Raw genomic sequence first — 23,987 nt, 5'->3', positions numbered from 1 at the left:
TTTTGACAATTTTCGAGATCGACTATTAGCTTGCTTTTCTAATTAGTCTTTCTTATCACCGCAAACCCAGAAGACCCAATGTACTTTCAATCCACTTGCATATTTACTATCAAGATATCCGACTCCTTTAACTGCTTTATGAGTAGTGTAATTTAATTCGGTTGTATCTTGTATTGCCAAGACAATTTGATGATTTTTGATTCTTTCTACTGTCGCATCTACGTGTCCTTTCCTAAGCTGAGCTGGTTTGATGTATGGTGAATCCCAGAAATCGTAAGTAGCCTTAGTTTCCGCCCATGTACCACTCGCTTCAGGTACAGTAGATTCTGGTTTATTGCTTAAATTAGAGACAATTTTCATGAATCTATTTGTCCTTCTTGGATCTCCTAAGTCAGTTTTTTCTAATTCTTGTCTTACCCATTGCTCGATCATTTTAACCTGACTCCTGGGCAATCACCCGATCGTTTAACAGCATAGATGTTTATTTTTGTCAACTTTCTTGTTAAGAAAGATGTTTATAAAGCATAGGTGCGTAAGGGAGCATCCCGATTTTGTAAATTTCCCAATAAATGATATAATTTTACATTTTTTAAACCAACGGCTTCCCCAAAAACTGCTATGGAAGCAACTACTAATTTTTTCTATGATTTAAGCGCTGTCTTCAGCAAAAACCACGTACAATAAAGTAAATTGTTCTGGAGCCTGATGATGAATCCTGAAGAGCGCGAACGGTTAAAAGCCTGTCATGATGAAATCGCCCAAATTTTATACCGAAACAGCCCCCCGGAGTCTTTAGAGGACTTAGAGAGCATTGAACAGCACCTTAGACAACAATGGTTAGAGGTCATGGGACCCGATATTGCTTTTTTTTTATCAAAGCAGCAACCGGGACAGAAAAAGGACGAGAAAGGACTCTAAATAGCTGTATCGGACCCCTAAAAATTACCGAAGACCAAGCGAAAAAATTCAAGGTGAAAAAATCGACAAGGCTCTCTCCATTATTGGAAAAATGCTCTTTGAGAATGGCGGCGGTTTTGGATTTTGAAAAAGCGGCAATTGAAGTGGGAGTTCAGACGGGTATTAAGATAGGTCACTCAGCTTTACACAGGTTAGTAACCCAGAAAGAGTGGAGCGAACCAATCGCAGAATTATTATTAATAAAAGAAACTAGCGTTGATGGAGGTAAAGTTCGTGTTAGAGGTCAACAGGGCGAAGGGTCTCAATGGCTTGATTATAAAGCCGTCAGGCTTCATTCCAGTTTTTATGCTGCATATTTTCAAGAGAATGAAAGCTTAATTAATTTTGTAAATAATCAGCCTTTAAGTCCCCTCTTAACCTGTTTGGGAGATGGACATGATGGAATTTGGAATTTAATTAAGAAATTTAATCCTCAAGGCAGACGGAGAGAAATCTTAGACTGGTTCCATTTAATGGAAAACTTGCACAAAGTAGGAGGGTCTAATAAACGACTGGAACAAGGTAGAAAATTGTTGTGGGAGGGTCAGGTAAATGAGACAATTAAGCTATTTGAATCCGCCGGTCGTCGCCAAGCTGCTAATTTTTGTAACTACCTAACTAAACATCGTCATCGAATCGTAAATTATCAACTTTTATCCGAGGAAAATATTTGTTCGATTGGGTCAGGGGCCGTCGAATCAACGGTCAAACAGATTGATAGGCGATTAAAAATTTCGGGTGCTCAATGGTCGTTAAAAAATATTAGTCAAATGCTTAAGCTGAGGTGTACTTACTTAAATGAATTATTATAAATTCTCTAAAATTATTTAGGTATTTTTGGTCAACTTGTTTAAGTTTATATATTTTGATAAGCGAATTTGATTAGAGTCTCGCTAATTTTTTACATCCTATAATATAGGGATCAGCTAAAATAAAAGGGGAACTGTATCATACTTTTCCCCTTTTACAAAATTGGGATGCTCCCCGTGCGTAAGTCCTGTGTAACTACCAAAATCGGAATAATAGCCAAACTTTTGATGAGTAACAGCCATACAGCTAGTTGAGCGGGACAACCTCAGCTTAAGATTCCCACAAACAGCGAACAACCCCAAAAATGAAAATAGAACGATGCAAAGCATTTTCGATCGCCGCAGGATGTCGGAGTCAAGGAAGCTGCTGGTTTGGTAATGCCAGAGGCGATCGACTTACCAATAAAAACCGCCAGATTAATTTAAACTGATTAAAAATTAGGCTGCGAAAATCCGATGCTCCGCAAGAAGAACCGCAAAAAGTTACCTTTATTGGCAGCATTCTTAGTCTCGCCCTTTATTTCTTGGTTCCTGAGTGCGATCGCGCTATTTCTCAGTCTCTGGGTCATCATACCAGCACCCGCGATGTTCCTGTACCCTTTGGCGGTGGGATCACCAGAAATCAGCCCTTGGTTGGTCGCTATCAATACGATCGCCCTTCTGCTGAACCTGCTCAGACGGCATCAAGGCAAAGTCTACATTATTTTACTGATTTGTAACCTGTTGGCCCTAATCCTGAGCCTGCTTCCCCTGATGCAATTCCCAGCAGCCAATGCAGCGATAGCTACCCAAATGCAAGCTGTTCTGGGGGAAAACTATTTAGCAGCCGTTCCTCAAACTATACGCGCCCAGCTACGCCCTCAACCGTTTATCCTAGCAGATGCGTTCCGAGGAATTCCCATTAGAGACGTTAGGATCGATCGCACTATTGTATTTGCCAACCCTGACGGAGTTTCACTGAAACTAAACCTTTACCGGCCGATGCAAATAGGCAAATATCCGGCGATAATCACCCTTTACGGAGGAGCTTGGCAAAGAGGAAATCCCGATTCCAATGAGGAATTCAGCCGCTATATGGCCGCTCAAGGTTATTGTGTTGTTGCAATTGATTACCGCCACGCTCCAAAATATCGATTCCCTGCTCAGATTGAGGACGTACAAGCCGCTCTTTCCTATATCAAAACTCAGGCTGCTGATTGGGAAATCGATCTCGATCGAATTGCTCTGATGGGAAGGTCTGCAGGTGCCCATTTAGCAATGCTAACTGCTTATGATTCTAGTGTGCTTCCTGTTCGAGCAGTGGTAAATTATTACGGGCCAAATGACCTGATCCGGGGATACAATGACCCACCTTTTCCTGATGCCATAAATGTTCGAGCCGTCTTGCGCGCCTTTCTGGGAGGAACGCCAGACGAACTCAACGAGCTTTACCGTCGGGCTTCTCCCATCAATTATATTAAACCGAATCTTCCGCCTTCTCTACTGGTTTATGCAGGTCGCGACCATATCGTTCAGCCCAAGTTTGGTCGATCGCTCTACCAACGATTGCGAGCCACGGGCGCTCCTGCTATTTTGCTTGAAATTCCTTGGGCTGAACACGCCTTTGATGCAGTTTTTAATGGTCCGAGCAATCAATTAGCTTTGTACTACACAGAACGTTTTTTGGCTCATGCTCTGAAGTCTTCGGATTACCAACGAGTTAACTAAAACTTCTCAACTTTCTCATTAATTATCGCACCAACTTTGTAAGGATGCGGGGCTGACTTTTGTTGAGGATTTAAATTTGATTTAATTTTACCGAATCCCAGTGCAGGTAAAAGCTGCCCAGTAAAAAGGGTGAGAAAAAGGCTTTGATTTTTGACAATATTTATCTACATTTTTGAGAAATCCATAAATTTGTGTACCAATTTCATCATACTTTTCGTATTCTTTATCGTATTGCTGATACTCTGAAGAATCTACAGAAAAAACATCTCGATTGACCTTAGTTTTTTTGCGGAGCGCGTGGATTTCTATAAGTTTCTGTTTCAAAATTTCTGTGAGTTGGGGTTTATAACTAGCAGCTAAGGTATTGCCCGCAAGCTCTCGCAATTTAACTTGAGCTTGTCTAATAGCCTCTGGGCGATTCTTTCCCTGCTGCCACTCTTGATAGTAAAAAATCGAGAAAAGCGCCGTAGCTAAATCATCGACAGCCCAAAGCGTACTGATAACACTTCTGGCTCCCGCTGACAAGAAAGCCGTTGAAAAAGTGAGGATATCGCCAGTAATGTCAGTCAATCCCAATCCTGTTTCGCAGCAGGAAAGAAATACATCCGACAACTGAGGGAAACGCCATCCAGGAGTCATTAGCTGACCTAAAGTAATGCAGCCATCTCCTAAAATTAATGTCGATTCTAAGGGATTGTCAAAGCGCGACTGAGCGTGGTGGCTAGAGTGGAGGATTTGGACGGTTTGCGCCAGTTCTCGATAGTTACTAACTGTAGCTTGATGGCGACCTTTTAAGCGTCGATTGTCTGGGATACTATAAAGAACTGCCAGTTGATCTCCTTCAAAGCTGGCGCAAGGCAAGTCGCCCGTCGCATCTTCAATAGTGCCACAGTTTAGGTTATTGCCGGGGGAAGGGCGCTGCTGGCAGAATTCTAGGACTTGACAACTAGGTGCGTAACGAATGAGAAATTTGTCTCCTAAATAGCGGTTATCTCCGATGGGTAGTGCAGCGAAAGGGATGTGATGAAGGGCATAATGAGGAACTATAATCAGTTCCGAAATTCCTTCTAAATGCCACAAAATTAGGTCATTTAAATTTAACTGTTTTGCCAGTTCAGTTAACATCCCAACGAACTCTTCTTTCCAAGAATCTTTATCCTCAACATATTGTCCTAACCAATTTTGCAAAATCCATTCGTGCAAAGCCTCAAATCCTAAATCGGTGCAATTGTGTAGGGTAATCTCATTTTGCCGCACGACGAAGATCGAGGTATCGCTAACGGTGGTGTAAAAGCTGAGAATTGCAGTGGTGGGTTTGTCGATAAGTTGCTGGATGGATGGGAAGCTGAGAGGATTGACTCGAATTTGACCAGCCAGCACCGGATCGAGACGGCGAAGTTGTTCCCAAATTTGGAGTTTTTCAGTTTCAAGAAAGTCAATTGTTTGATTGTAAGCTGCTAGGGCTGCACGGCTGTTATCAAGTTTGCTGTTATTAAAGTCGTTGCTAGGTTGATTGCGCCCTCGTTCCTTGTCAATTTGCTGCTGTAGCTGTTCAAACTCCTGTAAATACTGTTGAATTTCAGCAGGAATTTCTGCACTTGAGTAGAGATCGTTGCTTGCCATCAAGTCTACAAGGCGTTTTGAGCGCGATCGCTCTACATATTCAACAGCTTTATCTAACTGCTTGTTATTGATGCAGGCTTCCACCATCTTTGCATAAACGTCGATCGCCTCTCCCATAATCTCTTGGCGGCGAAATTCAGAAGTTGCCCAAGTACGGCTGGTTTCTACGGCTTCGATCGCGATACCGTATCCCTCAATGGCTAATTTCCAATCTCCCATTACAAATGCTATATTTCCAAGGGTTTCTCCAGCGTTCAAGCATTCAAATGGAAAAGCTGTTGGCGTGCAAACTTTTAAAGCAGATTGATAAGATGCGATCGCCTCAAAGTTTCGATCTAGGCCGAAGTAGCAACTGCCCAAATTCATTTGAGCCATAGCCCACTCTCTAGGAAAATCATCGGGGTTAAAGACTTTTAAAGCAGCTTGATGGGCGGCAATAGCCATTTCTAAATTCTCATTTCGATCGCCCTCAAGTCGATGCGAATAAGCGTTACCCAGATTCGTTTGTACTCCTGCCCAACCTGATGGAAACTCGTCTTGAGTGTAAACTTGTAATGCTGCTTTGTTAACTGCGATCGCCTTCTCAACATTTTCTACCGGATCGCCATGAAGCCGGTGGCGGTAAGCAGAGGCAAGATTCATGTGAGTTTGCGCCCAAAGTTCCGGGGATTCTTCGCGGGTGCGGAATAACAGGGCATTTTGATAGCAAGCAATTGCTTTTTCCAAGTTTTCAGCCTTGTCGCCGCAAATGCGATCGCGGTAAATAATACCCAAATTGTTTTGGAGTTGAGCCCATGATTTCGGATTTGCTTCGCGGGTGTGAAGTTCCATTGCTGCCAAACAAGCGGTTATTGCTAATTCTGCATTCTCTAATCTATCTCCGCGAATTCGGTTGCCATAAGCAAGAGCCAAAGTATTTTGAATTGCTGCCCATTTTTCTGGCCAGGCTTCGCGGGTATATACTTGTAGGGCATTTTGGCAGCAGGCGATCGATCGTTCTTGATTCTCGCCCCAATCTCCTTTAAAGCGGCGGTGATAAGCACTGCCAACAAACATCTGACAATCTGCCCATCCTTCTGGAGTAGATTCACGGGTTAAGACAGTAGCAGCAATTTCATAACCTGCGATCTCAATCTCTAAATTATTAGCTTGATTTCCTTTTTTAAATTCACGAATGCAGAGGCTTAAACCTATAATGCCAGCAGCGATTGCTTTTTTTTCTTCTGGCGGCACTTCAGATAACGTAGCAGACGATTTATCTCGCAACACCTTAACAAAGTATTCATCGAGTTGAGCTTGATTAGCTTCAAGCACGACGTTAACTTCTCGCAGTCCCGTGAAAAAATGCTTGTCAAATCGTTCTGCATTGGTTTCTGCCAATCGATCGACTGTTTTGAAATTTCTGTGACAGTCGTCAATAGCTTTGAATAATTGAAACAATAAATGCTCGCGAGTTTCTTCTTGGATGGCATCCCACTGTTCGGGAAATTTTTCTTGGGTAAAAACAGTGGCAGCAACTTCGTAGCCTGCCTTAGCAATCTTCCAGTTATTCTCTTCATTACCTTTATCAAAATGTTGAACCAGCCTGCTAAAATTGAGAATAGCCGCTGCTATATTGATTTCTTCGGCTGGACCCAACTCAGATAAAAATAATTTTATAATGTTGAATTTTTCCAGTAAACTATCGTTTAGTTGCTCTAGGTTATCTTCCAGAAGTTGGTAGAAGGCTTGCGGATTAGTCTCGCTTTCGATAGCTGTTTGCAAAGCTCGATCTAGAAACTGCCCTAATGAAGTTATTTGCTGGATTTGAACATTTTGCAGTAGGTCTAAAATAAAAGGAGAGCCTGAGCGAGCAGCATATTCCCTGGCTTTTTCGCGCTCTCCACAGGCTAGGCAAAGCGTTACTATTTGTAGGTAAGCATAATTTTTTTGGGGAATTTGTTGATGTAAAGATTCAGAATCACCCCAACGGGCGATCGCCTCTACAGCTTCAATAACCCTCGCAAAACATTGAAAAGCTTCCGCCTTTTTGCCAGCAGCCAATGTCAGCTTGCCCAACTCAAGTCCGGTTTTGATGCACTCTCTAGGGAACGAATCAGGGGTAAAGATTGTTAATGCCGCTTCAAAACAGGTTAAAGCGTTAGCAATTTGTCCCAATTTGCGGTAAGCTTTGCCCAAATCTGACTGGGTATTAGCCCATCTTTCGGGATAGGTTTCGGGAGTATAAATTTGTAAGGCTGCTTGGTAGGCTGCGATCGCCCGTTCGAGATTCTGCGTTTTGTCCCCTAAAATCCTTTGGGTATAAGCAGTGCCGAGGTGCCATTGACTGCTAGCCCAATCGGAATCAGTGCGAACTTTTAAAGCAACTTGATAACAAGCGATCGCTTTCTCGAAATTTTGTGCACCATCGCCTTTAACTCGGCGGGTGTAAGCAACTGCGAGGTTATTTTGCAGTGTCCCCCAAAGTTCAGGATCTCGATCGCGGCTAACAACTTGCAGGGCTCCTTCAAAACAGGCGATCGCCTTTTCTAAATTCTCAGATTCATCTCCGACGATTCGGTCACTGTAAACAAGACCGAGGTTATTTTGCACCATCGCCCACTCTTGGGGAGAAGTATCGCGAGTAGAAATTTGCAAAGCATTCGTACAAGCGGTGAGGGCTTTTTCAAGGTTTTCGGAGCGATCGCCCCTGCGACGATGACGGTATGCTGGGGCTAAATCTCTTTGGATTGTTACCCACATTTGGGGTAAAACCTCACGAGTTAAAATCTTGGCAGATCCTTCAAAACCTGCGATCGCAATTTCTAGATTAATTGTTCTGTTGCCCAGTGGGAATAGCCAGAGTATCTCGCTGAAATACACAATACCTAATGCTATCGCTTTTTTTGTCTTTGGCTCGGACTTCAGGAGCGTGTAATCTATCCATAGACAGAATTGCAGCCAAAAATATTCATTCAGTTCGTCTGAGTTAGTTGCTAAAAGCTGGTAAACAGTTTGTTGGTCACTTGGGTTTAGCAGAATTGTCCGCAATACTTCCCACAAGAAAGCTGGAGCTTTAACAAAAGAGCCTGTTACTGGCGACCCATGTGTTTCTATGTAAGAACTGTATAAAAAATCAGCCAAATCAATTAAAAATTGAGCACTATAAAACTCCCTTTGTGCTACCTGAATTGTAGCTACCATTTCCATCATTTCCACCAAACCAACATCTACCAAGTCCGGGTGCTTCCTTAAAATCTTCAGTTCCTTACCGCGAGGACATTTGAGAAGCGCTTGAATCAACTTGAAATAAGCTGTCTGGCGTTTTGTCGTTTGGGGAGTTTTCTTGGGGCCGAATCCTTTTGCCATATTCTTTACAGGTTACGAAGGGGAGACTACATATATACATCAGCCATCCCTTCCAAAATTACGCAGCCTCCCTCCAGATTCCTGCTAACTTCTCCAGCAGTGCTTCGGCTAAATCTTGTAAATCAGTGTCGGCGCGATCGGCACTTTCACGAGTAAACTCGCCTCCTGCGGTACTCCCAGCTAACATCTCTCCCGCTGCGTACCGCCACTCGTACTCCTCGCAAGTTCGATAAATACGCTCTAATTGGGCAACAATATTGCTCTGCGATTGAGTTTGGATCGTGGAGCGTACCTGTACCGCCACCGGATCGTCTGTTTCTAAGAAGGCGATCGCTTCTTCTAAACGAGTAATCTGTTCAATTAAAGTGTCGATCGGCATCAGTTCTGCTACCGAGAGTTGTTGCGGTGGATTTGAGCTATCGAAGCTCGGAGTAAATCCCAATAGCTGCACGGAGTCAAGGCGATCGCTAAACTGTACTCCCACATATCCAATCCGATTTTCTATTACTTCTTCGGGTAATATAAGGGTTGTTTCACCAGGTAAAACAGGGCGGCATTCTAAGGAACCGATGCCAGTAATTACCAAGTCAGCGACATTAGCTAGCGCCGTTTTTGCGGGATTGAAGCTATCGGAAGAATTCAAATCTGTTTCAATTTGCAGCCATTTTAAATAGCTGTGAACTGCGTAAACAGCCAGTGCATTCAAGTAAACTCGTTTTCCTTTTTGGACTGTACTTTGAACGGCTGCCAACTGTCGGGCCAATTCGTGAGCTTTTAATTCTAGCGGTACTGTTAACAGAGGTAGTTCTGCGATGTTCATGGTTGTGATTCCTGTTCATATCCTAGAGCGCGGGCTATTTCTTGCAACGAGAGTACACATTTTCTCTTCCAGTGAGAATTCAGGGTTGTGTAATTAACCTTTAACTCTGTTGCTAAGTCTTGAAATCTGTCAGGAGGGTCTTTTAAGACTCTTCTCATGCTGAGAAATTGGCAGTTGCACTCCGCGTAAGAACCAGGGTAGCTATTTTTTAGCTTGCCTTCTGGATCTTGCTCTATGTAAAGTTCTAGTTGGAGACCAATTCGCTGAGTGGTTTCTTTCTGAGCAATTTCGATCGCGCCATCCAACCCGCTGAGCGTAAAATCGGGTAATAGTTCGAGCCGAGTTGTTTCCCCAGCATCCACCGCAATCGGAGCATCTAAACTAATTGGAGCATCTTTGTCAGGAGAGTACAAATCTTTAATTCGCCAACCCAGATAACCGTTAATCCAGTTAACTAAACTTGTTGAAATAGAAGGCGGGCGTGGCACAAAATTAGCAATCTCGCGACTAACCCATTCAAAAGTACGATTGAGGGCTTCAGGATAATCTTGATGAACTGATTTTTTGAGTCCTGGTAGTTGTTGAATTTCCAATAACAGCTTGTTCATGGCTGTTCGCCATTTTCTACTGTTAGCTGGATTTTGACTTATCTCTGCAATTAGAGCGCTTAACCGTCCATCTAGGTCATCCATGCGACTTTTTTGAGGAGCAAGTTAGTTTGTTTATTAGCTATGAAAATTCGCGATCGTGCGAAAAGCCTAAGCTATTTTCTCATGCGGTTGAGCTCTTTGTGTGCGTAAGTTCTTGCCGGGAGGTGGGAGGAGGCTATTTCCACGCGAATTATTGCAACTGAAGCAGGCTAAACGCAGGTTGGAGAGGGCGTTAGACCCGCCTCGGCTTTTCGGGAGTAAGTGTTCGATGGTTCTTTCTGATTTCTGCATCGACTTGTTGCACCAGTGGCAGCGGTTTCCGTACAGTTGCAGAAGTTGGCGTCTCTTGTTGCGTCTTGAAGCTGGGGACATAAAGCTTTGGGAACCTCACGGCTGTTACGTGTTCATTTACGTATCAGCTACCTGCTAAAAATTTACGCAGCAGTTTCTAACAGAGGGATAACATTTGGCTTAAGTCTTTTCATCACATTGAAAGGAATTTAAATACCCAGCTATACGTCTGTGGCTTGTTGTATAAGAGAGTCGGTGATTTTGTGAGAAGTTAAATTTTTAATTTGATGACGATTGCTCAAAAGTTTGAAAAAGCGAGATCCCTTTCTTCCTAAACTATATATAGTGTGCCTGCGTAAGTCCTGTAAATGTACGATCGCCCCCAGTTTCAGCGCCCCCCGTCCTGTTACACTGAAATCCTGCGGTTGTGTGCGATCGGTGCGATCGACCCTTCTGAAAAAAACATAAAATTCTGTAGCTTAGGATACATTTATTTGGTTAATGATTGTTTAAACTCTCCAAGTGTAGATTGTGTACTATCCATAATTCTCCAAAACCCCTAAACGAGTGCGTTGTTTGCTGGACTGCGATTTATCGATCGTCGAACTGTTAAAAACCATAAGTAGTTTTGACCTGAATTCATCGGAATTGATTCGCACAAAATTTTTGAGCTGACCAGGGTGAAGATTAGTTACGAAATTTGTGCAGTGCAGACATCTATAATGTTGACTCAAGTTTGTACAGGCTCTTGCCATTTATCTTCTTGCTAATAATCGCAATCCAACCGCATCTCACACTGGATTGTCACAGCCGATGGACGGCGAAGTGATTGAGCCTCGCTCCTCCAATCTTTTAGAGTCTGCCAAAAAAGGCATTCTCCGAAAAGTTAGCTTTGACTAAAAACCTTGGGTCAATCCAACATATTTGTCAATCGTTAGACTTTTGCTAACATCTATTTTTTCTCAACTACTGGTCCTGCAATCCCCATAAAAATAACCATGAGTGGAAACCAATCGCGCGTTCAAGCAATTTCTCAAATCGTCAACCGCAAACTGATGCCTGGTCGGCCTCCCAAGCGGCTAGAAGATATGTGGGCAACAGACGTTTTTACACTGAGCAAGATGCAAGAAAGTCTGCCCAAAAGCATTTTCAAATCAGTAAAAAACACCGTTCAAACCGGCCAAAAACTTGATGCTTCCGTAGCGGATGTAGTTGCAGTAGCCATGAAAGATTGGGCTATTTCCAAAGGAGCCCTCTACTACGCCCACGTATTTTACCCGCTAACCAACAGCACCGCCGAAAAACACGACGGTTTCATCTCAGTGCAAGGCGACGGGTCCGTCATCTCAGAATTTGCAGGAAAAGTTCTCGTACAAGGCGAGCCCGATGGCTCCTCATTCCCCAACGGCGGCATCCGTTCCACCGCCGCCGCTCGCGGATACACAGCCTGGGATGTCACCAGCCCTGCTTATGTCATGGAAACAGACAACGGCATGACCTTGTGCATTCCCACTGTTTTCATCTCCTGGACAGGTGAAGCCTTAGACAAGAAAACGCCGCTTTTGCGTTCCATTGCCGCAATGAACAAAGCAGCAACCCGAGTGTTAAAGTTATTAGGAAATACCGAAGTGGCTCCGGTCAATTCCAGTTGCGGTTCCGAACAAGAATACTTCCTGGTAGATGCCAATTTCTCTACCAGCCGCCCCGATTTACTGCTAGCAGGTCGCACCCTGTTTGGCAAAGCTCCTGCGAAAGGTCAGCAATTTGACGACCACTATTTTGGGGCGATTCCAGAGCGCGTTCAAGTCTTCATGCAGGAAGTAGAAGAAAGAATGTACCGGCTGGGAATTCCTGCCAAAACCCGGCACAACGAAGTAGCTCCCGGTCAGTTTGAAATTGCACCAGTTTTTGAAGCTGCCAACGTCGCCAGCGACCACCAACAATTAACCATGACAATTCTCCGCAACACTGCGAAGAAACACGGTTTTATGTGTTTGCTGCACGAGAAGCCTTTCGCCGGCATTAACGGTTCCGGCAAACACGTCAACTGGTCGGTCGGCAATGCCACCCAAGGAAACTTATTAGACCCAGGCGATACACCGCACTCGAACATACAATTTCTAGTTTTCTGCGGCGCTGTGATTCGGGGAGTTCACAAATACGGCCCGCTATTGCGCGCGGTAGTTGCTACTGCCAGCAACGACCACCGATTGGGTGCAAATGAGGCTCCGCCAGCAATTATTTCTGTCTATTTGGGTTCGCAATTAGAAGATATCTTCGCGCAAATTAGCCAGGGAGAAGTTAAGGACTCTAAAGGTCGGGGGATTATGAACTTAGGTGTAGAAACACTGCCTACTTTCATGAAAGATGCTGGAGACAGAAACCGGACTTCGCCCTTTGCCTTTACTGGCAACCGCTTTGAATTCCGTGCAGTAGGTTCCGGTCAGTCTGTTTCCGGGCCGCTGGTGGCGATGAATACAATTCTTGCAGATTCTTTGGACTGGATTGCTAACAAATTAGAAAGCGATTTGGCTAACGGAACAGAACTGAATGCTGCCATCCAAACACTTCTCAAAGAAGTGATGGACGAGCACGGTGCGGTTGTATTTGGTGGCGACGGCTATTCGGAAGAATGGCACAAAATGGCCGTTGAGGAACGGGGTCTAGCTAACTTGCGGACTACGGCCGATGCTTTGCCCGTGTTGAAGGAAGGATACATTGAAGACTTGTTTGAAAAGACAGGCGTTCTGACTCCCGTTGAATTGGAAAGCCGTTACGATGTTTATGCAGAGCAGTATTTGCTGGCAATTGAAGTCGAAGCAAAACTGGTAATAAGCATGGCAAAAACCATTATTTACCCCGCTGCGGTGAGGTATTTAGCTGAACTTTCCGGCACGATTTCTAAGTTGAAAGAGATTGGGATTGAACTGGAAAAAGAAAGTGCCGAAAAAGTAGCGGTGCTGGTTAAGTCGATGATGGATACTGCGAGCAAGTTGAGTGATGCTTTGAGCAAGCACGATTTTGCTTCGACAGAAGACCACATGCAGTATGCTTCGCAAACAATTCGTCCTTTGATGGATGAGGTTCGCAAGTATGCGGATGCTCTGGAGGGTGAAGTTGCTGATGATTTGTGGCCGCTGCCTACTTATCAAGAAATGCTGTTTGTTAAGTAATCGCAAATTCGGTTACTTGCAGGTTAAATTTGTAAGGACACGGCACTGCCGTGTCCTTACTTGTTTTTAAGCTTTTTTAAGCTTAAATGAGTGTGACGCTGAATCTGTCAGAGTCATTAAATGCGAGCGAGAGTAAGACTTGTGAAAATTGTTGAGATACCGTTCAACAAATTTATCGGGTATAAAAAGTAATCTAGTTGCGACAAGCTATTATGCGAATTCAATCTCTTTTCAAACAAATGACTCTGGTGGCTCTAGCTCTATTTTTTGCCATCAGTTGCAGTCGATCGACTCCTAACGTAAACTCTTCCCCTGAAGCAACTACCTCTAGCACCTTTAGAGTGGCGTTGGTCGTCACAGGGTCCAAAGACAACAACAGTTGGTCTCAAGCCTGCTTTGAAGGGTTAAACCTAATCAAAGATAAATTTAATGCTCAGGTAGACTTTACTGGCCTTGACGGTGAAGATAGTGAAGCAGCCCTTCGCCAATATGCCCAGTCAGGCTATGACCTGGTAATTGCAGCCAGTGGTGGCTATATCAAAGCTGCCGAAAAGGTCGCTCGAGAATTTCCGCGCACGAAATTTGCCTTGGTTACAACGTATCCAGGGAATAACAAAAATTTGGGGGCTGTTGCCTTTCGATCGGGTGAGGTGGGGTACCTCACAGGCGCTTTGGCTGCCATGAAGACCAAAAGCAATAAAGTTGGCTATATTGTGGGTGCATCTTATCCGGTTTACAAAGAAGAAGAAGCCTTGTTCAGGCGCGGAGTGAAGGCAACGAATCCCTCTGTTCAAGCCTCGACTGCTTTTCTCAACAGTTGGATTGATACAGACCAAGCCACCAAAGTTGCAACGGATATGGTTGCCTCTGGAGTAGATGTTTTGACAATCAACGCGGATGAGGCAGGGTTAGCCGCGCTAAAAGCCGTTACGCAAAAGCCAGGAGTCTTTGCGATTGGTTGGGCCAAGGATCAGTACGAACTGGCTCCCGGCAAAGTCCTAACTAGCGTTCTGCAGGACATTCCCAATCTGGTGCTAAATGTGGCAGTGTTAACCCAGCAAGGTCGCTGGGAAGGAAAACTTTACAAGTTTGGGCTCAAGGAAAAGATCTATGACTTTGCTCCTTTCCGCGGCACTCTCACGTCTCAGGAAGAGGAAACTTTCAAGACCATCCGAGATGCTGTGACGACTGGCAAAATTGATGTTTCTCCTTAGTGCGCGCATTAATTGATTTACCAATATCGATCAATAGTCCGATGAAAAATCAACGCAGCGATCGCGTTCTGCCGATTGCCACAAGCTCCCGTTCTCATCCTTGGCAACGCTTCTTTTCTATTGCAAAGCAGCTCCGCTATGGTTTGATATTTTTGGTTCTCCTGAGCTTGCTGCCCACTGGTGGCTTGCTGATCTACCTCAGCTTTCAGGCGCAGATCCAGCAATCGCGATCGCTCCAAGAAGAACGGAGTCAGAAAGCAGCAGGGCAGATTGATAATTATCTAGATGACTTCAAACGAAAACTGAGCTATTTAGCTAGGGTCAAAGGACTCACCAACTTTCAACCTCAAGTGCAGCAGAGCCTGTTGGAAGGGTTGACTCGTCATAATGATGCTTATGAAGCCGTTGCCATTTTGAACCGGAAGGGACAAGTTATCGCGTCAGTTTCACCCTACCAACCGCTCAAGTTAGACAATCTAGCCAATTCGCCACTGTTTGTTCGTGCCTTCAAACAACAGGAAGATTATGTCAGTCCTGTAGAAATTAATCCTCAAACCCACCAACTAACAACCATTCTGGCGGTTCCGATTCGGAATGAGCGAGATGAGGTGGATGGGGTGCTATTAGCGCAGGTAAATCTCAACTTTCTCTGGTTTGTTGTTTCCCAAACAGAGGTCGGCAAGACGGGTTATGTTTATGTAGTCGATGAGCGTAATTTTCTGATTGCTCAAAAGGGTAGTAAGGCAGAAACCTTTCAACTTCAAGATATTTCTGAGCGCCCCTTCTTTCAATTCTTGAAAGCATCCGAAGAGACTAAGCACCTTAACGTTTATCCGGGTCTAAAACAGGTAGAAGTAATGGGAGCCAGTACCTTAATTCGGAGCGTGAATTGGAATGTGGTTGTAGAACTGCCAACCGCTGAGGCGTATGCTCCCGTTTACCAAATGCTCTCAATTATGAGAGGCTCATTGGCGGTGGTGACGATCGTCGCTGTTGGCATTGGCTTTCTATTTATTCGGCAAATTGTGGTGCCGCTACAGTGCTTAACCGCTGCTGCTACTGAACTCAGTGCGGGGCAATTAGATACGCGGGTCAACATCCACAGCCAAAACGAATTGGGGACATTGGCGATCGCCTTTAACAATATGGCAAGCCAGTTAGAGGAACTGATTAAAACTGTTGAAGTGGAACGCAATTTCGTTTCAGCTATTCTTGAAATTGCAGGGGCTCTGGTGGTTGTGCTCGACCCGCAGGGACAAATCGTTCGCTTTAATCGAGCTTGCGAACAAACGACTGATTACTCGTTTAGTGAAGTGAAGGGGCGCTACATTTGGGACTTGTTCCCGAACTCAGACTTAGCAGGACTTGCCAAAACTGCTTTTGAGTCTTTACAATCTGGTAATTTTCCCCAGCAGTATGAAGGCAGTTGGGTGAGCAAAGATGGACAACTCAGGCTCATTGCCTGGTCAGATACTGCTTTAGTCGATAATCGAGGTGAAATTGAGTACATCATCAAAACAGGCATTGATATTACTCAACGGAAACAGGCAGAAGAGGAACTCAAAGCATCGGAACAGCGGCTATCTTGTCTATTTCGCCAAAGTGCACTGGCAGTGGTGGAATGGGATTTAAACTTTCAAGTCACTGCCTGGAATCCAGCGGCAGAGCAGATTTTTGGTTACACGGCTCAAGAGGCGATCGGACACCATGCGGCAGAATTAATTGTGCCTGCGTCTGCCAGAAAGGTCGTCGATCGAATTATGAACAAGTTGTTGATGCAGACCCAAGGAATCTACAGCGTCAACGAAAATTTTACAAAAAACGGCAAAATCATTATTTGTGAATGGTTCAATACGCCTTTAGTAGGGGATGGTGGAAATATTATTGGAGTTGCATCTTTGGCACTGGATATTACTGAGCGCAAGCAAGCCGAAGCTGCATTAAGGCAAGCAAAAGAGGAAGCTGAGGTTGCACTCAAAACCTTACAGCAAACTCAGGCACAGCTTATTCAGGCAGAGAAAATGTCAGGTTTGGGGCAACTGGTGGCTGGTGTTGCTCACGAAATTAACAATCCAGTCAACTTTATCTATGGCAACCTGACCCATACTGCCGACTACACGCAAAATTTACTGCAGTTGATTAAGCTTTACCAGCAAACCTATCCAACTAATACCCTAATTCAGGAAAAAATTGAAGAGTTCGATCTCGACTACATTAGTGAAGATTTGCCCAAAATGCTGAGTTCAATGAAGGTGGGAGCCGATCGCATTCGTCAAATTGTCCTGTCTCTAAGAAACTTCTCGAGGCTGGATGAGGCAGACATGAAGCCAGTTGATATCCACGAGGGAATTGACAGCACATTGATGATTTTGCAAAATCGACTGAAGGCAAAACCGGATCATCCTGCTATTGAAATTGTTAAAGAGTACGGCGACTTACCGCTAGTAGAGTGCTATGCCGGACAGTTGAACCAAGTATTTATGAATATTCTGGCAAATGCGATCGATGCTTTAGAAAACTACGACAATCAGCGTTCTCTAAAAGACATTCAAAAGAATCCCAGTTGCATCACTATTCGGACTAAGCTACTCACAAACGAAACTGGGCCCGGTTGTTCTAAAAACGTGGTGATTCAAGTTCAAGACAATGGACTGGGAATGACGGAAACTGTTAGACAACAGGTGTTCAATCCCTTCTTCACCACCCAACCAATTGGTAAAGGAACTGGATTAGGGCTATCCATCAGCTATCAAATTGTAGTTGATAAGCACGGTGGCATACTCCAGTGCTTTTCTCAACCCCATCAAGGAGCAGAGTTCCGCATTGAAATTCCTGTTTTGCAAAGCGGTGCTGTAGCACTTGTTGGTAAATAACTGCGATCGCATTCCCTGAAGTGGTTGTCACCCCGTCTGAACCAGGAGGCGAATGAGTAGCAATGGAGACGATCGCCCCCAAGCACCTCAAAACAGACTTAATATCATCCGCTAATCAAACGATTTTCTCGCTAGAAAGTTCGTCGCTAGCAGGGGGCTCTACCGTATCCCCAAAGACAATCCGCAGAAAAGGCGGAGCCAAAAAAGTCGTCAGAATCACCATGATAATAATCGACACTTCCAACGGTTTATCCAAAATCCCACTCGCCGAACCGATGCCGGCAAAAACTAACCCGACTTCGCCCCGAGGAATCATCCCCACTCCGATCGCCAATCGATTGATTCCCGGCAGACCAAACACTGCCCAACCTGTTACGATCTTGCCCAAAATCGCAACCACAATCAAGAAAGCAGCAATCAAAAGACCAGCCCGATTATCCGGCACTGTTGGGTTCAAAACTCCCAAATCTGCCCGAGATCCCACGGTTACAAAAAAGATGGGAACCAGGAAATCCGCAATCGGCTTCACCAGTTCATCCAACTCGTTGCGGGCATCGCTTTCATCCAACACCAAACCAGCGGCAAACGCACCCAAAATCGCTTCGAGATGAATTGCGTTGCCCAGAAAAGCCATGAAGAAAGCAAAGATAAATGCCGGGATGACTATATTGCCGCGAGTTTTGAGTTTCTCCACCACCGCAGTGAAGCTTTTGTTAAACACACCGCCCAATAGAATCGAACCTAGCAGAAAGGCAGTTGCACTGACAATCAAATAGATGACATTAACAACATCAATCTCACCAGTTTTCGCTAAACTGGCAACAACAGCTAGGACAATAATTCCTAGCACATCATCAATCACCGCTGCACCAACAATGATTTGACCTTCTTTAGATTTGAGTTGTCCTAATTCCGACAAAACTTTGGAGGTAATTCCGATGCTGGTTGCTGTCAAAGCAGCCCCCGCAAAAATCGCCGGAATCGCCGCCGTGTGGAAAATTATCATCAAACCCGCAGTACCGGCAGCAAAGGGAACTGCCACGCCCACACAAGCGACCACGACAGCTTGAACCCCCACCTCCTTGAGTTGTCTGATATCCGACTCTAAGCCAATTTCAAACAGCAGAATAATTACGCCCAATTCAGCTAGCACTGAAATAACTTCACTCTGGGATTCAAACACACTGGTGAGGGCGACAGGAGACAGATGATTAATCGATTGCAGAACTGTCATAATCCCGGAGTCTGAGGCTGACAGCCCTGCTTCGGGAAAAACGACTAGGTGTAAAGCAGATACGCCAACAATTACCCCTGCTACAAGTTCACCCAAAACCGGCGGAAAATCGAAGTTTCTCGCTACTTCTGCGCCTAATTTACTGGCGAGATAAATCACTACCAAAGTGAGCAAAACTCCGCTGAGGACGATCGGCGAATTTTCTGCCTCGACTGTTGCTAACAAAGGTATGGGAGCAACTAGGGATGCCATCCCAGAACTTAAAGCTGTAATTGTATGGTTCAAAAACATGGGTACGATGATGTTCAGTTGACAGTTGACAGTTGACAGTTGATAGTTGACCGCACGCGGGGCGACCTCTACTTGGAAGTCCGAGGATTGGAGTAATGAATAGTCTTCTTTTAATTTCTCCCGGTCGGGCTTGGGGCTTTAAACCAATTCTTTCTGGTAAGAAAGACGTTGAAACCAGATAATCCCGGACGCAGACAAACTTAAGGGTTCCGGTTTGGTTAACGCGCGCAAAAGGATTCAGATAATCAAGCAAAACTCGAAGAACCCAAATCTGGCGGTACATCCTGCCACCGCCCTTGTCCGACTGCTTGAATTGCTTCTTTTAGCAATATATCGCCGGTATAAATTGCCCTACCGACGATCGCACTTTTGACACCAATTGATTCCAAAGCCAGCAAACTCAACAAATCTGCGATCGAACTGACGCCGCCGGAAGCAATCACCGGAATTGAAATAGCGTTAGCAATTTCGCGCAAAGATTCCAAATTCGGCCCTTCCATAGTACCGTCGCGGTGAATGTCGGTGTAAATAATTTCAGCCGCCCCTAACTCGGCCATTTTTTGCGCCAATTCAGTTGCTAAAACTTCCGAAGTTTCCAGCCAGCCTCTAGTAGCAACTTTACCATTTCTGGCATCGATGCCGACGAGAATTCTGCCGGGAAATTCGGCGCACAATTCGCCGACTAATTGGGGTTTTTCGACGGCGACAGTGCCGAGAATGGCGCGCCGGACGCCTAAATTGAGGATAGCAGCAACAGCAGCGCGATCGCGCATTCCGCCACCTACTTGACAGGGAACGTCTACGGCTCTGACAATGGCTTCAATGGCTGCTTGGTTGACTGGATGACCAGCTTTAGCGCCGTCGAGGTCTACTAAATGCAGCATTGTCGCGCCTTCATTTACCCACTGTCTGGCGACTTCGACGGGGTTGTCGTTAAAAGTTTGAGACTTCGCGTAGTCTCCCTGGTACAGTCTGACGCATTTTCCATCCAATAAGTCGATCGCTGGAATTACATTCATGATTTTTCCTCAAATTGGTAATTATACCAGCTAAAAAAAAGAATGCAACTTTAGGCAAGATTCCCACCCATACATAATCATTCATTATAAATTTTATAACCTAAAGTAAAGATATTATTACGATTGCCTAATACCATTTATTTTTGACCAAAAACTTCTTGATGGTACCCGCCACGCGATCGATCAGTGGGATCGATCCCAAATCTCAAATCGAAAATCCTCAAGAAAGAGCATTTATCTCGCGCAAGTAAATCTAAAATCTAAAATCTAAAATCTAAAATCGATTGACATTCGCACCCGCTATTTAAATGAAACATAATCGCCGAAGAAAGCGTAGACCATAAAGGAGTATTGACATCGGCTTTTTGCAAAGCTTCGGCCGTCCAGTCGTTGCAAGTTCTAAAAATATAGTAACTGCCTTTTGCTTCATAAAAACTGTCGCTGTTACCGTAGCCGTAGCTAATTTTCATTTTCTTACCTGCTGCGTCTAATTGGAATGAATGTTTAATATAATTTACCAGCATCAGATATTTTTTTTCACTAATTTTAACACATTTGGTTTCAATATTTAGGGGGAGAACCCGATAACCTTGAACGTGTAGGGTAGACGGAGTAAGGAGAAATAGCGCCTTGAAAGCTGTAACTGGGTTGATATTTTCTGATGTGGGAGTTTCCAGCATAAAAGCTCTATCTCCCCAGCCAAAAGACAAATATTTATAATCAGAAGTGGCATCCCGCCCTATTTCTGTTAGCTGTAAAAATTGATTCCAGTCAAAATATTCATTTTTAACTGGAACGATGATTTCGGTGTGGATGCCTTGGTTGGAAATGTATAGAGAGATTGTGCAATCTGCTTGCGAGTAATTTCCCCACTTTCTGGGAGTGAGATAGCCAATTGTTAGGAAAACAGTCAAAGATAAGATGACCATTCCTAAGCGCTTTATGCTTTTTCTCATTTTAACCGTAGGTTTCAAATTCGACGTTCGGATGGCGGGCGCTGCATCTTTGTGGGAAAGAATTCTTGCAATGCAGAATTGCGCTGTTCGGGAGTTTCCTTCGCCCAATTCGACAAACTTTCGTAGAAAAAGAAAGACACGCCCGCGAAATCTCTTTTTCGCACTTCTTGCACTTGTTCTTGAATTTGTTTTAGGGGAACGGAATTATTTTTAAGACCAGTCAAAATGCCGATCGCAGTTGGAATGTTAAGTTTAGCCAGTTTAACTTCTTCCCGTTCCAGTTCGGCACTAAAACGCTTGATATCGCTGCGATAAACCTGCAACACAATTTCTTGGATGTAGCCGCGTCTTTCCCAGGTAAACCAGTCCTGCAAGTGGGCGGGCAAAGAAAAGTGAAAAGGGTTCGGAGATAAGCTGACAATACATTTTTCTTTGCGGGATTTGATGGCGCGGGAAACTCGCCCCATGAAGTCGTTGATTTTGTCGGCGCGCCAGCGCACCCAGAAGGTTTCGCGGGGGTCGTTGGAGGGAGGGCTTTTGATTTGTTCCTGATACATTGACATTGTTAGTGGCTCGTAGCCAAATTCTACTGGCAATCCGAAATGGTCGTCAAATTGAATGCCATCTATATCATAATTATCGACAACTTCTAGGATTAAATCTAAGATAAATTGCTGGACTTCGGGATGAAAGGGATTCAGCCAAACTCGATCGTGCTTGCCTTCTTTCCAAATAGTTGAACCGTCGCGCCGCTGCGCCAGCCAGTCGGGGTGAAGTGTGGCTAATTCCGATTCGGCGGGAGCCATGAAACCAAACTCAAACCAGGGGATTACTGCTATACCTTTTTGGCGGGATTGTGCTATAATTTCTTTGAGGATATCTCGGTCTTTCAATCCGGGCGATGGGTCGATCGACTGTCCGAATACTCGTTGGGCTGCAGCACTCGGATAAAGCGTATAGCCTCCTTGCCAAACCGTCGGATAGATGGTATTAAAATTGAGTTGGTCTAGTCGATTTACAGCGTCAATGATGTTGTTGCGGGAGAAAATAACGTCGCTGTCAATGTTCGTCAGCCAGACGCCGCGCAATTCGGTTGTTGGGGTGGTGGGCGGGGTTTGAGCCAACAGACGCGGGGATAATATCGCGGAGGAGGTAAGGGCGATCGCAAAAACAACTATTAAAGCCAGTAGCCGCTGCCATTTGTGCAATTTAATCATCAATTTGTCGCAAATAGGATTATTTTTAGACTGATATTTTACCGTATAATTAGCTTGGTAGGGTGCGCCAGCTAGGGTTATTTGATTAAAAGTCGATCGCACACTTCCTGACCACGAATTTCAAAGGTGGTACCCGCCACGTGATTTATCCGTGGAATCAATCCCAAATCGAAAATCTAAAATCCTCAAGAAAGAGCATTTATCTCGCGCAAGTCAATCCAAAATCTAAAATCTAAAATCTAAAATCGAATGACGCACCTACTACTTTTGATATTATTTCGGGTCAACGATAGTCCCCATAAATAATATTGTTCCTGTAGTATGGTCTTGAATGGCACAAAAGAATGGACGGTTTACTTTCATTTGAAAAGGCGAGCTTCTGGTTTCGATGGAAGTCACGGCTGCTGCTTCTGTACCTTCTTCGTTTACTTCGACAAATGTTTTGTGTTGTACTGAATCTACTGCTATTTTGTCATCAGTCATTGGAGAAAAGTCTGCTTTTGAAATATTAAAAATTCCTGCCATTCCCAAAACTATGAGTGTGTTGCTGAGTTCAGCTTCATACTCTATCTTGAAGCGCGGTATTTCAATTATACCCTTTTTTTCGCTAAATTCTTGCATCCATTTCTCCCAGTTTGCTGGTGTTAATTGCTGCAAGAACGTGACCAAATTGCTATTGGATTTGGGCAAGAAAATATACATAGCCAGAGCGCCTTCTTTTCCGTAAGGTAAACTGACTGCTTGAAATTGGTGTGTTTCGTAGTACCAATAAAAGCCTTTCTGAGACATCATCGGATGCTGTTTTGAACTGCCATCGGGTAAAGAGAAAGTTTTGTTGGCAGTTTGAGATTTATCAAAGGGGGTTTTCCAGTTGCCTTTGAAATAGATGGCGTTAATCAAAAACAAGAGTTGAGCGGGGCTAATTCGATCGACTATTTTATCAATTTTTCCTTGAGTTTTTTGGCTCACCCAGTTGTTAATGATGCTAATAGCTTGCGGATTTATAAAGTCGAGTTCGGTAATAGTAGCATTGTAGTAGCGTTGATTTATTTGCAGAAATTCTGGTTTTAAGGAGAAGCCTTGTTGCGCCCAAAGCGAGTTGGCAATTGATACTCTGACATTGGGGTCAACTTTCTGCAAACTATTTTGCAAACTTTGATTTGCTGCGTTGATTTCTTGGGGAGTCATTCCCGTTAATTCGAGAACTTTTGTCATTTCTTGTTTGGTTTCTCCGCTGACTCCGTTGTATGCCACTGACATGGCGAGGGCGACAGAAGTAGGGGAAATAAATATATTTTGATTCGGCTGTTGTTTGGTGAGGGTGTTGAACAAGTTAAAACCAAATTTGGTATTAGCTGCAACAAGTCTGGCGTCTACATTTATCTGGTTCTTAGGGGGTGTAGTGGCGGCAGCTTTTGAGTGATTGGGATTTGCGAGGTTCGTGGGGTTAATGTTCAGTGACGGCGCTAATTCTGCGAAAATTGCTAATGTAATGATGGCGGTAGTAGCCAGCCTGGTTTTCAATGACATAACTATTATCTCTAGTTGGTGAGCGGTCTTACTTTTCTAGTATAACTTACCTGTTTTAATTAATTTACTTTTGCTAGACTTATTGTCACCGATATTTTTTGTTTGAGGCTGTATGGGATAATTTAACTGACTTTTAACGCTGGTGATGCTTCCCTAAAATACGGTGTCTAATGGTACTTGAGATTGTAGCAAAGGACTGGATCGTATTTTATGAAAATATAGTTGTAAGTTTATATGGATTTTTCTTGTATGATTGCAGGGCAATAACATTGGCG

The 23,987-nt window shown here is 44.3% G+C and carries 16 protein-coding genes; 6 read left to right on the top strand and 10 right to left on the bottom strand.

Translation table 11 applies throughout. The features are described from left to right. Positions 1–42 precede the first annotated feature (42 nt). Positions 43–432 (bottom strand): IS4/Tn5 family transposase DNA-binding protein, encoded by a 390-nt coding sequence (locus tag QUA99_RS24485; protein ID WP_333460426.1) that lies wholly within the window; start codon positions 430–432, stop codon positions 43–45. 276 nt (positions 433–708) lie between these two features. Here QUA99_RS24485 and QUA99_RS24480 point away from each other — a divergent pair. From QUA99_RS24480 to QUA99_RS24470, 3 genes are all read left to right on the top strand, one after another. Continuing rightward, positions 709–1,769 (top strand): ISKra4 family transposase gene (locus tag QUA99_RS24480; protein WP_333460428.1). Its coding sequence is split into 2 segments (ribosomal slippage): positions 709–865 and positions 865–1,769, totalling 1,062 coding nucleotides; the frame shifts between segments, so codons are not numbered across the junction. A gap of 302 nt (positions 1,770–2,071) precedes the next feature. After that, positions 2,072–2,197, top strand: coding sequence for a hypothetical protein (locus tag QUA99_RS24475; RefSeq protein ID WP_333241676.1), 126 nt, complete (start codon positions 2,072–2,074; stop codon positions 2,195–2,197). A 25-nt stretch (positions 2,198–2,222) separates the two neighbouring features. Beyond that, positions 2,223–3,473, top strand: coding sequence for an alpha/beta hydrolase (locus tag QUA99_RS24470; RefSeq protein ID WP_333241674.1), 1,251 nt, complete (start codon positions 2,223–2,225; stop codon positions 3,471–3,473). 87 nt (positions 3,474–3,560) lie between these two features. Here QUA99_RS24470 and QUA99_RS24465 read toward each other — a convergent pair whose 3' ends face one another. The 4 genes from QUA99_RS24465 to QUA99_RS24450 form a co-directional block, all read right to left on the bottom strand. Continuing rightward, entirely contained in the window at positions 3,561–8,444 is a 4,884-nt protein-coding gene (locus QUA99_RS24465) for a CHAT domain-containing tetratricopeptide repeat protein (RefSeq protein ID WP_333241672.1), read from the bottom strand. A 58-nt stretch (positions 8,445–8,502) separates the two neighbouring features. Beyond that, the gene (locus QUA99_RS24460; RefSeq protein WP_333241670.1) at positions 8,503–9,264 is read right to left on the bottom strand and encodes a DUF1822 family protein; all 762 of its coding nucleotides are present in this window, start codon (positions 9,262–9,264) and stop codon (positions 8,503–8,505) included. Next, entirely contained in the window at positions 9,261–9,956 is a 696-nt protein-coding gene (locus QUA99_RS24455) for a hypothetical protein (RefSeq protein WP_333241669.1), read from the bottom strand. The genes QUA99_RS24460 and QUA99_RS24455 overlap by 4 nt, the downstream gene beginning before the upstream one ends. A 66-nt stretch (positions 9,957–10,022) precedes the next feature. Next, positions 10,023–10,286 (bottom strand): HNH endonuclease, encoded by a 264-nt coding sequence (locus tag QUA99_RS24450; RefSeq protein WP_333241667.1) that lies wholly within the window; start codon positions 10,284–10,286, stop codon positions 10,023–10,025. 917 nt (positions 10,287–11,203) lie between these two features. On the opposite strand from QUA99_RS24450, the gene QUA99_RS24445 reads away from it, so the two are divergent. From QUA99_RS24445 to QUA99_RS24435, 3 genes are all read left to right on the top strand, one after another. Beyond that, the gene (locus QUA99_RS24445; RefSeq protein WP_333241665.1) at positions 11,204–13,378 is read left to right on the top strand and encodes a glutamine synthetase III; all 2,175 of its coding nucleotides are present in this window, start codon (positions 11,204–11,206) and stop codon (positions 13,376–13,378) included. Between the two features lie 212 nt (positions 13,379–13,590). After that, positions 13,591–14,592, top strand: coding sequence for a BMP family protein (locus QUA99_RS24440; protein ID WP_333241663.1), 1,002 nt, complete (start codon positions 13,591–13,593; stop codon positions 14,590–14,592). 41 nt (positions 14,593–14,633) lie between these two features. After that, positions 14,634–17,465 carry a PAS domain S-box protein gene (locus QUA99_RS24435; protein WP_333241661.1) on the top strand — a complete coding sequence of 944 codons (2,832 nt, stop codon included), beginning with the start codon at positions 14,634–14,636 and terminating at the stop codon, positions 17,463–17,465. A 115-nt stretch (positions 17,466–17,580) separates the two neighbouring features. Here the strand turns inward: QUA99_RS24435 and QUA99_RS24430 are convergent, their stop codons facing one another. The 5 genes from QUA99_RS24430 to QUA99_RS24410 form a co-directional block, all read right to left on the bottom strand. Next, complete coding sequence (locus QUA99_RS24430) at positions 17,581–18,990, bottom strand: cation:proton antiporter (protein ID WP_333343570.1); 1,410 nt, start codon at positions 18,988–18,990, stop codon at positions 17,581–17,583. Between the two features lie 245 nt (positions 18,991–19,235). Further along, positions 19,236–20,009 carry a 1-(5-phosphoribosyl)-5-[(5-phosphoribosylamino)methylideneamino]imidazole-4-carboxamide isomerase gene (gene hisA, locus QUA99_RS24425; RefSeq protein WP_333241657.1) on the bottom strand — a complete coding sequence of 258 codons (774 nt, stop codon included), beginning with the start codon at positions 20,007–20,009 and terminating at the stop codon, positions 19,236–19,238. A gap of 260 nt (positions 20,010–20,269) precedes the next feature. Further along, a complete protein-coding gene (locus QUA99_RS24420; protein ID WP_333241655.1) occupies positions 20,270–20,965 on the bottom strand; it encodes a TIGR02117 family protein in 696 nt (231 codons plus the stop codon). Between the two features lie 14 nt (positions 20,966–20,979). After that, the gene (locus tag QUA99_RS24415; RefSeq protein ID WP_333241681.1) at positions 20,980–22,182 is read right to left on the bottom strand and encodes a glycoside hydrolase family 10 protein; all 1,203 of its coding nucleotides are present in this window, start codon (positions 22,180–22,182) and stop codon (positions 20,980–20,982) included. 273 nt (positions 22,183–22,455) lie between these two features. Next, positions 22,456–23,712: a serpin family protein gene (locus tag QUA99_RS24410; RefSeq protein ID WP_333241653.1), complete on the bottom strand. Its 1,257-nt coding sequence runs from the start codon at positions 23,710–23,712 to the stop codon at positions 22,456–22,458. Between the last annotated feature and the right edge of the window lie 275 nt (positions 23,713–23,987).

This window comes from Microcoleus sp. F10-B2, from assembly GCF_036704965.1.
Taxonomy (GTDB): Bacteria; Cyanobacteriota; Cyanobacteriia; order Cyanobacteriales; family Microcoleaceae; genus Microcoleus.
This window is presented reverse-complemented; position numbering and strand designations above follow the sequence as displayed.

Bases quoted from the DNA above. Each gene is read 5' to 3' on its own strand.
- QUA99_RS24485 (WP_333460426.1), bottom strand. From the start codon at position 432: ATGATCGAGCAATGGGTAAGACAAGAATTAGAAAAAACTGACTTAGGA.
- QUA99_RS24475 (WP_333241676.1), top strand. From the start codon at position 2,072: ATGAAAATAGAACGATGCAAAGCATTTTCGATCGCCGCAGGATGTCGG.
- QUA99_RS24470 (WP_333241674.1), top strand. From the start codon at position 2,223: ATGCTCCGCAAGAAGAACCGCAAAAAGTTACCTTTATTGGCAGCATTC.
- QUA99_RS24465 (WP_333241672.1), bottom strand. From the start codon at position 8,444: ATGGCAAAAGGATTCGGCCCCAAGAAAACTCCCCAAACGACAAAACGC.
- QUA99_RS24460 (WP_333241670.1), bottom strand. From the start codon at position 9,264: ATGAACATCGCAGAACTACCTCTGTTAACAGTACCGCTAGAATTAAAA.
- QUA99_RS24455 (WP_333241669.1), bottom strand. From the start codon at position 9,956: ATGGATGACCTAGATGGACGGTTAAGCGCTCTAATTGCAGAGATAAGT.
- QUA99_RS24450 (WP_333241667.1), bottom strand. From the start codon at position 10,286: ATGTCCCCAGCTTCAAGACGCAACAAGAGACGCCAACTTCTGCAACTG.
- QUA99_RS24445 (WP_333241665.1), top strand. From the start codon at position 11,204: ATGAGTGGAAACCAATCGCGCGTTCAAGCAATTTCTCAAATCGTCAAC.
- QUA99_RS24440 (WP_333241663.1), top strand. From the start codon at position 13,591: ATGCGAATTCAATCTCTTTTCAAACAAATGACTCTGGTGGCTCTAGCT.
- QUA99_RS24435 (WP_333241661.1), top strand. From the start codon at position 14,634: ATGAAAAATCAACGCAGCGATCGCGTTCTGCCGATTGCCACAAGCTCC.
- QUA99_RS24430 (WP_333343570.1), bottom strand. From the start codon at position 18,990: ATGTTTTTGAACCATACAATTACAGCTTTAAGTTCTGGGATGGCATCC.
- hisA (WP_333241657.1), bottom strand. From the start codon at position 20,009: ATGAATGTAATTCCAGCGATCGACTTATTGGATGGAAAATGCGTCAGA.
- QUA99_RS24420 (WP_333241655.1), bottom strand. From the start codon at position 20,965: ATGAGAAAAAGCATAAAGCGCTTAGGAATGGTCATCTTATCTTTGACT.
- QUA99_RS24415 (WP_333241681.1), bottom strand. From the start codon at position 22,182: ATGATTAAATTGCACAAATGGCAGCGGCTACTGGCTTTAATAGTTGTT.
- QUA99_RS24410 (WP_333241653.1), bottom strand. From the start codon at position 23,712: ATGTCATTGAAAACCAGGCTGGCTACTACCGCCATCATTACATTAGCA.